This window comes from uncultured Sphingobacterium sp., from assembly GCF_964277905.1.
Taxonomy (GTDB): Bacteria; Bacteroidota; Bacteroidia; order Sphingobacteriales; family Sphingobacteriaceae; genus Sphingobacterium; species Sphingobacterium siyangense.
Genome location: NZ_CAXYKD010000048.1, coordinates 918,479 through 932,088 on the forward strand (window position 1 = coordinate 918,479; position 13,610 = coordinate 932,088).

The window sequence follows — 13,610 nt, forward strand, 5'->3', positions numbered from 1 at the left end:
ATCTTTTCAAAAATGTTGTTCACGTCAAATAATTATCCTAAAGTATTTTTTGTCCATATAATCTTATTGAAAAATCACTATATTTAAACTCCAAAAGCTATAACCATATTTTATGTCCCTTTTATTTAATGACGTAAACGGAAATATACCGCAAACACACGTATTTATTATTGGTGTTGGTGGGTATCCATATATAAAGGGTGGTACCGAGGAAAAGAAGCAAACTCTTGATTGCGCAAAGAAACTTGGACAATTGACCTCACCACCCTTATCTGCCAAAGCCCTATATGATACCATAATTAATTTGCATAATCAGGATGCCTGGATCAAACCTTTGGGCAGTGTTGAAATCTTGATATCCCCTGTGGGTGCAGATCCTTTCATAATCGCAGGTGAAGAAGTCGGAAGAGCGGATATGGAAAATATTACTGATTCTTTTAATTCATGGTTGGAAAGATGTGATTCTAGTGCTGATAATGTCACGCTTTTCTTTTTCTGCGGTCACGGTGTGGATAAGGCAGAACATATTCTGCTGACAGAAGATTTTGGAAAGAATCCAGTACAGCCCTGGAGCGGAAGTTTTGCATTTGATAAGACCAGGCTTGGCTTTTTTAGGTGTCAAGCTAGTACACAGCTGTTTTTTATAGATGCTTGTAGACTTTTTACCGCGGATATGTTATTGACAGAAGTTCCCCTTTACACCTTGATCCCGCAGCACTTTAATGCTACAGACTGCCGTTTTAACCTTACGCAAAAAGCTGCGGCTCATAACGAAGGAGCATATGGTGAGATAAATGATGTTTCATTTTATACTAAAGCATTAATAAAGGCATTGGAGGGGGGCGTGCTTAAAAAAAAACAAGATGAATGGACCATTACACTGGCTAGTTTGGCAACTAAAATGGATGATCTTTTAGAAATGGTATCTGAACAAATATTTACTGACCAACGATGCAGCAACAGGATAGGTAAATCTACAGATATTTTACGTTTTACTGAAGCTCCCAATATAGATGTAGTTATAGACTGCAGCCCTGAAGAGGCTCATAATTTGGCTCATCTATCTTATTTTTCAGTCGAGTCCAAAGAAAAAAATCATAGGCTACCAAATGTTGATCCCTGGAAAGTCCATATAAAACCTGGTATTTACGAACTTAAAGCAGATTTTCCTAACGGGCAGTATGAAAATAAGAATATCTTCGAAAGTTTCATGCCTCCTGCTGGAGCTAGAACCCTAAAATGTGAACAATGAGCGATAGTGTCAATAATTTAGGAAAGCTTACTCTGAATGTAATAACTGGGGAAGAAGTTGCCCGTAATTTTAATGAGGGATCTCTTCCGAAAAATGTACAGATCTTATCTGCTAATTTAAATACTGAACGCTCTTTTTGGATGTTAACTGAAACTTGGAGTGATTTCTTAACGGCAGGCTTTTATATAGTAAAGTTAAAAGTTGCCTCAGCCAAGGAAGTAGAACAGATTGTTAGAGTTTTGCCCCAAGAAGAAATTTCTATTGAATTTGATATTCGTGATAAGCGGGTGTATCGTGAAGTTTTTAATTTTTCAGCTGATAATCCGAATTACTATAGAACTTTTGTATACAATTTAAAAAAGAAGTACAGAAGAGAAATTGTAATGATAGATTGGATTTATGAGGAAGGAATATTAAAAATGTATTCAAATGATCGGTTTTTTCCAAAATTTCTGGAAATGGAAAGCACTATAATTTCGCAAAGGGATAGAATGCATATTTGTGAACTACATGTAGCTTTTGGAAAATCTGTTTTTGTCTGTCTACCTCCAGAATATGAATTAACTTTAGCAAGAAACTCTGCTGATATTGTAACAAACTTAAAAATTACTATAGGTCTTCCCAATAAAAGTGCTCAGACGCTTCTTTATTTAATGAACAAAGGGGATTCTGATAAAGCTGAAAGTCTTTACGAAATACAGCAGGCGGAATTTCTGCTGCGTGAAAAAAGGAGAGATTCTATCGCTGCTGCAATTGGTGGATATTTTTTGCTCTCAACAGGTCAACTGGGATTTTTGCATGACTGGCCTAATAACTTGGCAGATTGGTTCCCTTGGTTACCTGATGGACCTATTATTCACGCCTGGCAAATGATAAAAAGTAAAAATCTAAATATTCCTCTGATTCAGAATAGACTATTGGAGGCTGTGCAACGTGGTATTCCACTTTTTACAGAGGGCTTACGTTTACTCTACGAAGGTTTGAGTTTACTCGATGATCATTTACATAGTGACAACTATGAAGTTGGGATGGCTCTAAAAAAAGTTAAAAGATATATGGAGTCAGCAGATCTAAATAAGGAATATACAACTTTAGTCGGGGAGTCAGATCTTCTAAGAAATATTGCTAATGGCTTTAATTACTACTAATAATTAAATCATGATATTTAATATAAACCTACTCCCAGCACGATATGGTGACAGTTTATGGATAGAATATGGGGACGCTGAGAATCCCTCAATTGTCCTCATTGATGGAGGAACAGGGGGGACTAAAAATGAAATCCGGCGTCTAATAGATGCAATGCCGGGGCAAAAGCACATAGAACTTTTGGTTGTTACACACATTGATAGAGACCACATTGAAGGTATATTGAGTTTGCTGCAAGCTGATCAACTTGATTTTACTATCGGAACAATCTGGTTCAATGGGTGGAATCATTTACCTGGAAATGATCTTTTTGAAATATTTGGGGCGGTTCATGGTGAGAAACTCAGTGCTGCTATTATCAAGCACGGGATTAACTGGAATACACATTTTGGTAATACGGCAGTTCTACACCAAACAGAATTACAACCTCCGGTAATCCAGCTTGAAAAAGGGTTGAAAATTACATTACTTTCTCCGACTCCTGAAAATCTGGAAGCTTTGAAACCTGTTTGGATAAAAGAATTAAGAAAAGCAAATCTTGATCCTGGCTTCGGTCTCGAAATACTCGAGGAACCTGAAGATCTTAGTGCCGACCTTGAACAGTTTGGAGAGGGCCTCCCTGACATAGAAAAACTTTTCAGAGAAAAATTTGAAGAGGATAGGGCAGCTGCCAATGGTAGCAGTATTGCTTTTTTAGCCGAATTTCAGGGAAAGCGGGTTTTATGTGCTGCTGATGCCTTTCCAAGTGTTCTACTAAGAGCACTGAATCAGCTATCTTCTGATAAAATCCCATTAGATCTGATAAAGGTTAGTCACCATGCAAGCGCTAATAATACAAGTCCCGAGCTTTTGGAAAAAATCGACTGTAAGAAATTTGCAATAAGTACAAATGGAAGCATCAGTCATCATCCAGCTAAAGTTACAGTTGCCAGGGTCATTAAGCAAAGCGGAGAGGGGACAGAATTACTGTTCAATTACCGCACAAAAGATAATGAATGTTGGGATGATGAGATTTTGAAAATGCAATATGGTTATAGAACTACATATCCTGAAGGGGAAGGTTTGATAATTCCTCTATTATAATGTTTAAGTTATAATATTGATCAAGGATATAGAGATTCAGATATTGATTTCAATTAATCTTGTTAGTAAAAGAATAATAATTTGTTTTTAACAGGAGATTTTATTCATTCAAGATCGAGGGAGTATTCTATATTTTGATCTAGAAAAATTCTATTTAGATATCAATGAAAACAAAAATAGCAGCAGTTTTAGATAAAGTTTCAGAAATTAAAAGGAGGCTTGCCATTATTATGGGAGTTACCCATACACAGGATGATTATGCCATCTATATCAAAAATATAGGAGGAGAAATCGAGAAATTTTTGAAAGATGCAGTTTACGAAAATAATAATAACAATTGGAATTTTTACAATCTGATTGAGGGATTGAAACTATTGGGAATTTCTGTTGCTTCAACTGATAAGATGCACCTTTTGAGAGAATTTTATAACAGTCTGAAACATGATCCTTTATATAATACAAATATTCTGTTCGCGGAAGAAAGAATTGATGATTTACTTTCCGTATTGCATGAAATTGAATCAAAAGCCATAGGTAGAATAAATGAAAACTATATACAGGCAAATTCAAGGATTCTATGGCTTTGTGCTTGGGATGACTATATTGGTGGATTGACTGAATTAAATCTATTTCTTCCAAATTATGACTTGGATTTTCCTTATTCTGTTGAATATTTTAATATTTCATTAGAAGGCTGGGACACATTAAAAGACAAATTTATCCCAACAGGGGATCTACAGCTCGGAAAACAATTTGTCTCGGAAAAAGCTTATGAAGTGTGGAGTGCCAGCCCTGATTTAATAGGTGTTGGAAGATTTACAGGGGACGTGAAAGACTTGGTTAAAACTTTGTCTTCACTTGTTAATAAAGAACGTGAAAGTGGACTACTTGAGGTATTAAAGCGAAAAAATGATTCGACTTCAAATTTCACATCTACGGCGTACGCTATCCAAGATACATTATTGAATGATAGCTGGAAAGACTTTAATGATTTTAAGGATGAGATAAGGCTGAGGATTGACTTTGATTATGGAATAGCTGTTGACTCGAAAGTTCTTGATCTCTATATAAATAAATTAAATCCCGAAATATTATCAGTTGACAGAAACGATTTAAAAAATGTCAATAATCTTTTGTGGTTAGGTAAAGATCAGTATGAAAGAGAAAGTGTAAGAGCTATTATAATGGAGAAACCATATATAGCCTTAACAACCGAAAACAAAATTATTGTAAAAATAACATAGGAAGAGAAAGCGTCTTGCGTTACCGATTTGTTCGTAGAACTATTTAAAATCACATCTAAACCGAAGTAAACCATTTCAAATGTGCTGATAATGAATCAATTTGTAATATTTTTTATAGTTTGAATATCATAACTATTTGCATTATTTTATATATTTATTGCACTAACCTAAAAAACTAAAAATCATGAGAATCAATTCTACAAAACCGATCTGTCTGATCGGTAGGGTTTATGACTCGATTACCGATCAATGTTCAGTCAAGAGTTTATTTATTGACAACGGCACAATCATAAAAATTATCGAAGGGAAATCTGACATTGATCTACTTCCAGATAGTTTTATCATCGAACTTGAGGATAATGAGGTTATTTTTCCTTCTTTTATAAATCTTCATACACACATCGGTTATAATGTATTACCATTATGGAACTCTCCCCATATTTGGTCAACAGGCATCAATGGAGAAATTCTCCACAGTACGAAGCAGAAATCAAAGATTTTACAAACTTCATTAAAAAAGAGTGGGCCAGTAAGCCTGCACTGTTGGAAAGCTTTATTGCCGATTTTATTCCAGCAACAAAATTAGCTTCATTGCTATATTATGAGAGTAACAGTTCTTATCGTGAATTTTATATGTTCCGTGCAATAACCGAAGTTGAAAGAATTCATGCAATTCTTTCGGAAATTCAGGCTGTCTGTGGAGGAACAGGACTTCTGCTTCAGACTTTGAGCCTTGATGAAGAAGATCCAGAAATGAAACATTTTCTTATTCGGAATACCGGAAATTCGGAAGATATGGGAATTAATAAGTCACTGAAAGTGTTTCCTGTGGTTGATTTCTATAACCCAAAAATCAGACCGGATGGGACACCTGTCGCTGATACTTCAAATTGGTCTCCTGAAAAACAAGGGAAACTTGACAATTATATAAATTCAGTTAATCAAAATAATGCGAATTACTATTCGACGATTGCGCATATTTGCGAAGGTAAATCAGGAAACTTGTATAATGCCACCAAGAACAAGTATTCGTTAAATGAATGCAAACAACTATTCCACGAATTAAAACAAAAAGTGAAAAGTCAATATCTACGAGAGTCGAATTTGATCTTAGTGCACGCCAATGGAATTGATTATGAAGACAGTGATACTATAAGCTTTTTAAAAGATAATAATATCAGTATTGTATGGTCCCCTGTATCCAACTTGTTGCTGTATAATGATACTTTACCTATAGAAAAACTGTTGGATGAAAATATCAATGTTTGTCTTGGAACCGATTGGACACCAAGTGGAAGTAAGCATATGCTAGATGAGATGAAATTCGCCAGGTATTACTGTGACTATTTTAACAGAGCATGTTCAGACAAACAGATTTTTGATATGTCTACCACCAATGCTGCCAAAGCACTGGGGAATTTAAAGTATTCTGTTATCCAAGAAGGTGCATTTGCTGATCTATTCGTTTATAAAACAAATAATCTTGAAAATGTACTTGGAGATTTTTTACAAAGTGATGATGAAAAGATTAAATTTTTTATGATCAATGGTCGTATTATTTATGGGGACACCATAGTGTTTATAAATATGAAGGTTGATTACCAGAAATTTCCTGATAATGAGGGTCAATTTTCTAAAGATAAGGCGATCAGTATCAATGCGAACCTCAATTTTAATCTTGAAAATGCGATCAAAAAAATGGATAGTTTGATAAAAGCATATTCAACTGAGACTTTGGGACAGGAGCTTTTTAGAACTAAGTTTCTATCTTCAGACGATCAGGTCTATAAAGACCGGATATCAAAATTAATGCAAAACCTTTAGCAAAAGTTATCAAAAATTTAAACAATTACCAGCAGAATTAAAACTACTCGGTTATCAATCAATTTCTTCGAAACACCGAATCTGAACGGAAGCTGATTGTTGATGTTGCTGAATATTAGATTGTGACAGGGTCTCCTTGCTGTTGGGGAAATGCGCATATCATTTTAGATATAAAACAAGATCTAGTTATCTATAATGGAGCGGAGTGACAGACATGAATTTTATAATTATTTGGTCAGCAAAAGTTAAAATATCAGCACTTTATAGTAATGTATTAAGCAGTTATTACTGTTACATTTCGCAATGTTAATAAAATATACAACAATACCTGAGCGACTTATTAAAAAGGATAAAAATTTATTAAATTGCGGTAAGCCTTTAATAAAAAGAATTAACCATCAAATGATTAAACATTTATCCATCAGAGTAACATGGCATGATAGCAAATGGAACGGAACAATCTGCCAAAAACCATCACAAAATTCATTTTGCCTTAATCTCCCCCGCATTTACGCAGAAAAAGACGATGAAGTAGAGGATGATCTGGCAGGTCAGCACTGGGCTGATTTAGAACAGCATCAGTTACCACCATGTAAAGGTGAGGGCGGAGGCTTTATGAGCAGCCGTAGTTATAAACGTCTGTTTAACCATCCTTACAATAAGCCAAACAAGAGAAATATACCCCACTTGGCTTTATTGCCTACAAGCATTGAGGTGCCTCCATATAGTAGTTTTGCGGTTCCGTTTTGGTGGATGCTCCGTAAGAACCAACACGAAATCAGGGAACAGTATCCTGATATACCTGTAGATGAAAATCCTCCCTTTCCATCTTCATGGGTGTATTCAAGTGCAACTCAGGAGGCACTTTTAAACAAATTTTATGGATATATCAAAGAAAACCATTCACTGGTGGTTTTCTATGCTAAAGGAGCTAATCCGGTAGACGAGAACAGCCGTAGAATCATTGTGGGTATTGGAAGTATTTGGAACAAATCAAATATTTTAGAATATGAATCGTCAGCGGATTATACCTACCCATTGTGGGACAGGTTGATCGGTCATGGCATCCGCGCTAACGACCTAAGTAGCGAGGGCCTTTTATTGCCTTATCATGAGTATCTTGCCTTGCCCGACAATTTTCAGATCAATACCAAAGAGGGCGTAAAAACAAAACATGATTTACTGAACGAAATAAAGCTTACTCTTCAGGAGACTGCCAGTAGACAGGAAGTTATCGATGATTTTGCATACGGTACAGCGCATGTGAATGATAGCTCAATACTATTGATACTTGGAAAATTGAGGAGTATCATTGAACGGATTAGAGAGCATGGCATCGTTAAAGATGTTTATGAGCATCATTTGACTTGGATCGACCGTCAGATAGGTAAGGTAAAGGAAAACATGGGGCCCTTTCCCTCTTTTGCAGATGCCCTGCTGGCTCTTGGTTTCCAATTTGGATATTCGTTGGAAGAGGATCTCCGCAATAACGGACATTTGGGAGTTAAAGACAATCCCTGGGACGCATGGGAGGACGTTCTGTTTGGTAAGATTAGTATGGGACAAAGATTATATGTCGCAGACTTACAGTATTTTCGTGACATTTGGTTAAATGAAAGCACTGAACGTAAAGAGCTGCTGATGCTTCTGTCCCGATTTGAACTGAGAGAAAAACAGATCAAAAATTGGTTTGACAGCAACCAACGCCAGAAGCTCGGGTACAAGATCACTGATGCTGAGATATTAATAAATCCTTACCGTATTGCGGAATTGGATGAAGGAAATCAGGAATATTACCCAATTGCCGTTGAAACTATAGATAATGGCTTGTACATGGATAGGGCTATTCAGGGAGAGTTTGTTCCTGAAAAACCACAGTTAGTTGATTCACCTCTAGATCAACGGAGGATTCGAGCGATCATTACCGATGTTTTAAAACGTGCAGCGGAAAATGGTGATACTTTACTTTCTATAAATGAAATAACAGAAACGATCAATACGCTTAATTTTCAGCGAGCAACCGTTTTACCTGCAAATTATATTTTCGCAAATATTGCATTCATAAATGAACAGATTCCTTCTGTAAGATCAGGGGACCAGATTGCTTTACAACTTAAGAAATACGGAGAAATAGAATCCTATTTCCGAAAGATATTATTGGCCCGGGCCAAGAGGGGACTGGAAGGCATCGCTGAAGAATGGGAAAGTCTGATTAAAACTGCCATTGCCAATAATGGGATCACCTTTGATCCTTCGAATTCCAAGCATGCTGCCGCCCTTGCTGACCAGGTTACCGCACTCAGGCAGTTAACCGAGCGGAAAATATCAGTTTTGCATGGACCTGCAGGAACTGGTAAAACTACTGTTTTAGGGGCATTATTCGGATGTAAAACTCTTACAAGTGAGGGGATTTTGCTTTTGGCACCTACCGGCAAAGCTAGGGTAAAATTGGGTAAAATGGCAGGTGGGGAGGCTTATACCATCGCACAGTTCCTAAGTAAGCAAAAACGCTTTGATTGGGATAGGATGAAACCTATATTTCACTCCCCCCAAAAATATAAGGCAGAACAAAATGTGATTATTGACGAATCTTCCATGCTGACAGAAGATGACCTTTATTCATTGTTACAGGCACTGGACCTCGGACATATTAAACGTATTATACTCGTGGGTGATCCATATCAGCTTCCTCCGATAGGTGCTGGTCGGCCGTTTGCGGATTTCTGTACCTTTCTTGATAATCTCACTCCCGAGAGTGCAGATGGAGATGCTATTTCAGCATTGGCAAGGCTGAAAGAAGTCGTACGTAATGTCGATGGTGCTAATTCGGATTCTCTGACGCTCGCCTCGTGGTATTCAGGGATCAAACCTTCGAAAGACGCAGATAGCGTATTTCAGAAATTGGGGGATAACCTGTTGCTCAACGATCTATGTATAGCAACATGGGCAGACGAGCAGTCGCTGATAGAGTCCATGAACACACAGTTGATCGATAAGCTTGGTCTTACTGATGAGCGGGACTTTCAGACTTTAAATAAGTTTTTAGGAGTACAGGGTACAAGGATAGATACTAAAAAAATTGAGGGGTTTCAGCTATTGAGTCCTGTCAAATCGCCGTATTGGGGGGCGTTCAACCTGAACAGAGTTTTTCAGCAACAATTCCGGACTGGGCTTAAGGGGGCTGTTTCAATAGGTGATTATAGAATTGGTTTATATGATAAGGTAATACAGACTGTTAACGAGAAGAAAGACGGATTTCCAGGAGGCATTACATGTCAGATTTCCAATGGCCAGCTTGGACTTGTACGTGATATCACTAAGGGATTTGCTAATGTCATGTTTGCAGGTCAGGATAATAATCTGACATTCGGATATAAATCTCAGGGACAGGCTGAAGGCGATTCTGGTAATATAGAACTGGCATATGCTATTACTGTACATAAAAGTCAGGGAAGCGACTTTGATTATGTATTCCTTGTAATCCCTAAAACGGGAAGGATCATTTCAAGGGAGCTTATCTATACAGCGCTGACCAGGGCCAAAAAGCAGCTTATATTGCTCATTGAAGGTGATAGTCCACATTGGATAATTAATTTATCCAAACCACAATATTCTGAAACTGCTAAAAGGAATACCCATTTGTTTTCCTATGCAGTCCGTGATCAGCATAATACTGTTCCTTATGCGGAAGGTTTAATTCATAAAACCAAGAAAGAAGGGCTTCTTGTCCGAAGCAAATCGGAGGTTATAATCGCCAACATGCTCGTGGAAAAAGGAGTTGAGTTTGAATATGAACGAGAGTTCATCGGTAAAAATGACCAAAAAAGAATTCCTGATTTTACCTTTATTGATGCTGCTGGTGATACTATCTTTTTGGAGCACCTCGGTATGATGTCCTTACCAAGTTATAAGGCCGACTGGGAAAAGAAATTGGCCTTTTATGAGAATAATGGATATAAAATAGGAGATAATCTCTTTACAACGACCGAAAATGAAAAAGGCGGGATTGATTCTCTTGCTATTGCTGATATTATTGACAAAATTTTGGAACTAATATAATGAAAGGAAAAAGACGATGTCAGTAGAGATTTATAGCATCAATTTTACATTGTAAACTATCTGACTTATCAATAAAAATCATTTACTACATATGCTTTTTCGAAATCGCTTTGAACATGTATGCTGTACCTTCAGCTTACGAACTTGGTCGGGCGTTTAGCGATGCTAAGTGCCATGGGATAAGCTGTCGATTGAGATGTTGTGAAGTTGCAAAAAAAAATGTGAAATTATTCTTAAATACAATGAATTGAAAATAAGCTTGTTATGTTTTTAGTAATCTTTGTACTGGTAATTTTATTTGTTTTTTAAAAATAAATTTATACCTTTGTAATGTGATTATAAAATAGAAAAAACCAAATCTATTGGCGTAGAGATGGTTTTTATAAATTTTTAATGTTGACTTACAAATCCTGTATTGAGCTTACAATACAAACACGAGGCTGGTCACCTCATATATGATTTGGAGTGAAGTAGTCATTAATTCCACTACAAAGCTATGTATATTTTTGTTGATATGCAAGTTTTCATTGATTATGGCACTCCATTAAGCATTTTTTTTAAATTTTAAACATAAGCTAATGGCAGTAAAAACAGTTTTAGCGGCTCTTGGTATGGCTGCGGGGAAGGTTATTGTTAAAAAAGCAACAGAATCGTTGCTTGGTAACCTAAACCAATTATATACCTATGGAATATCCAATTTTACCAAAATCAGAAATCAGGATGTCCGTTTTTCAATCAGTTATCTAATCAGAATTAAAATTCCTGGAACTTCAAAATTCCTTCTGGTTCGTGGTCATAGAATTAAGAACCAGTTACAGCCCGTCGGTGGCGTGTACAAAAAAGTAAACGGTTTCTCTGAATTTAGAGAATGGGGTTATAAGGAAGATTCCTCCAATAAAGGAATAAGAACTGACGACGTCAGTCTGAATGACCTGAGATTCCGTGTACAGGGAAAATATACGTTGGATGTTATCAAATGGTTTGAATCTGCTGTAGGTAGAGAGTACACTTTTGAGCGGGAGTTTGAGGAGGAACTTATTGATACAGGTATTCTGGATGCTGAAATCTTTCGTAAGAAATCCCTTGAAAAGGTTTCTAAGGTCATGAAAGTCTTTAACTACAGTACATTTCATCAATGCTATGAGGTGCTAATCTATGACATCGTGGAATTTCATCCAACAGCAGAGCAGTCGCAGGAGCTGAAGCAGCTTCTGGACAGAGCTAGAAATGAGGGAGACGAGTACATGCTGGTTGATGTCACTGAAATCGAAAGATTACTAGTGATGGAAAATGAAGAACAGATTGCTAGAATTGGAGAACATACAAAATACTTAATCAATGAAAAATAACTTACATAAATATACAGAGCAGGAGTTTAAAAAGGATGAACTTCTAGCAATTATAGCTTCAAACCTGGAGCTGGATGAAACACGCAAAAATCAGATGGAATCTGCGTATAAGGCCGTTAATGACGTTCTCTCCAGAGACGTGAATTTTTTTAAGGGCTATACAATCAGTGTATATGCTCAAGGTTCATTACTGATAGGTACAACGATAAAACCTCTTTCTGGAAAGGAGTTTGATTTGGATATTGTCCTTCATATTGAGGATTCTTACCATAATCACAGTCCTTCGGAAATTTACGATGAGCTTTATCGTGTATTGAGTAATAATGGAACCTATCGTGCACTTTTACAGAAAAAAAACCGTTGTGTAAGGATAAACTATAACAGTGACTTTCATATGGATGTTCTGCCGGGATGCATAATAGCCAGCAATAATACCCGGTTGATGATTGCGGAAAATGAATATAGAAAATTTTGGTCAAGAACAGACCCAAAGGGTTATGCTGAGTGGTTTAAGGAAATCTCTGAAAGAAATAACGGGAGTTTTTTGCTCCAGGAAAGATATGGCCTCCTTTTGGAGGCTAAAATCGAAACGGAGGATTTGCCTACCCATCTTTATTTTAAGACTCCTTTACAGCGTACTGTACAGATTGTCAAAAGATATAGAGATTTGTTTTATCTTAATAAAGATAAATATACCAGTCCAGCTATCTCAAGTATAGTATTGACAACACTTCTGGCTCAATGTCACCAAGGTAATCTTTCTATACAGGATTCGCTGAGAAATGCAATGGTTCAGATGAAAAAGCTGGCTGATGACTATAAATACCATGGGATAAAATTTACAGTATACAATCCGGTTGACAATCATGAGGACAAAAGTAAGAGAGAAAATTTTACTGACTCATGGAAGGATAGACATTACAGTAGTTTTGTTAATTTTGTGGAGAGTTTTGAGAAAAAGTTGAATGCGTTCATCAATTACTCTACAACTGAGAGTAATTATACCGACTTATTTGGGGCCGGTTTTTATAAGGAGAATATACAGACTATTGTTCAGCTTGAAGAACGTGTTGCTGGAAATTCAAGATTAGCGGCGTTATTGTCGGGAACTGCATATACGAACTCTTCGGGTAAAATCAATGTGTCATCAGGTGTTAAAAATGGGAGTCATGGATTTTATGCTGAGTGATAGTGAAAAAGCCCGGAAATACTGGGTTGGCTTTCTGTTCAAAACCAAACTAGCTTGTGAAGCAGCTTTTGACTGGCTCACTTTTGAGCTGAAGGGCAGGGTACTGGAAGGAAGGGGTACTTTGGAAGAAAATGGTAAAACATATCATTTTACTATCTTGTATTCTCCGTTTTTCCCTGGTAGGTTTGAACGCGTGAGGGTTGAGACCAAAAAATTAAGAAAGTGTGCCGACACACATTTTAATGGTGACGGTTCGTTATGTCTTTATCATCCTATAATGGATTTAAAAGGTCGAGCTTATCTTGATTTGGTCGAGGTGATACCTTGGATATCCGAGTGGGTTTATTACTACGAAAAATATGTGGTGTATAAGACCTGGTTGGGTCCTGAATATCCCCATAATATTTGATAATAAAATTTTCAGGTTCTCTATCCTTTCGGGATTGAGAACCTGTTAAAAA

General features: G+C 36.8%; 9 protein-coding genes. All 9 read left to right on the forward strand.

Annotation, left to right across the window (positions count from 1 at the left end; all coding sequences use genetic code 11):
- The first annotated feature begins 112 nt into the window (after positions 1-112).
- The 9 genes from ACHWSC_RS25710 (at position 113) to ACHWSC_RS25750 (ending at position 13,558) form a co-directional block, all read left to right on the forward strand.
- On the forward strand, positions 113-1,252 hold the full coding sequence (locus ACHWSC_RS25710) for a caspase family protein (protein ID WP_394678756.1): 1,140 nt from the start codon (positions 113-115) through the stop codon (positions 1,250-1,252).
- Complete coding sequence (locus ACHWSC_RS25715) at positions 1,249-2,400, forward strand: hypothetical protein (RefSeq protein ID WP_394678757.1); 1,152 nt, start codon at positions 1,249-1,251, stop codon at positions 2,398-2,400. Before ACHWSC_RS25710 ends, ACHWSC_RS25715 begins: the two co-directional genes overlap by 4 nt.
- Positions 2,401-2,410: 10 nt before the next feature.
- Positions 2,411-3,484: a ComEC/Rec2 family competence protein gene (locus ACHWSC_RS25720; protein WP_394678758.1), complete on the forward strand. Its 1,074-nt coding sequence runs from the start codon at positions 2,411-2,413 to the stop codon at positions 3,482-3,484.
- Positions 3,485-3,648: 164 nt separating this feature from the next.
- Positions 3,649-4,728 (forward strand): hypothetical protein, encoded by a 1,080-nt coding sequence (locus ACHWSC_RS25725; RefSeq protein WP_394678759.1) that lies wholly within the window; start codon positions 3,649-3,651, stop codon positions 4,726-4,728.
- 423 nt (positions 4,729-5,151) lie between these two features.
- Positions 5,152-6,552, forward strand: a complete 1,401-nt coding sequence (locus ACHWSC_RS25730) for an amidohydrolase family protein (RefSeq protein WP_394678760.1) — start codon at positions 5,152-5,154, stop codon at positions 6,550-6,552.
- Between the two features lie 402 nt (positions 6,553-6,954).
- The gene (locus ACHWSC_RS25735; protein ID WP_394678761.1) at positions 6,955-10,611 is read left to right on the forward strand and encodes an ATP-dependent RecD-like DNA helicase; all 3,657 of its coding nucleotides are present in this window, start codon (positions 6,955-6,957) and stop codon (positions 10,609-10,611) included.
- A 578-nt stretch (positions 10,612-11,189) separates the two neighbouring features.
- Positions 11,190-11,960, forward strand: coding sequence for a hypothetical protein (locus ACHWSC_RS25740; protein ID WP_394678762.1), 771 nt, complete (start codon positions 11,190-11,192; stop codon positions 11,958-11,960).
- On the forward strand, positions 11,950-13,149 hold the full coding sequence (locus ACHWSC_RS25745; protein WP_394678763.1) for a cyclic GMP-AMP synthase DncV-like nucleotidyltransferase: 1,200 nt from the start codon (positions 11,950-11,952) through the stop codon (positions 13,147-13,149). Before ACHWSC_RS25740 ends, ACHWSC_RS25745 begins: the two co-directional genes overlap by 11 nt.
- A complete protein-coding gene (locus tag ACHWSC_RS25750; RefSeq protein ID WP_306613584.1) occupies positions 13,130-13,558 on the forward strand; it encodes a hypothetical protein in 429 nt (142 codons plus the stop codon). Before ACHWSC_RS25745 ends, ACHWSC_RS25750 begins: the two co-directional genes overlap by 20 nt.
- Positions 13,559-13,610 lie beyond the last annotated feature (52 nt).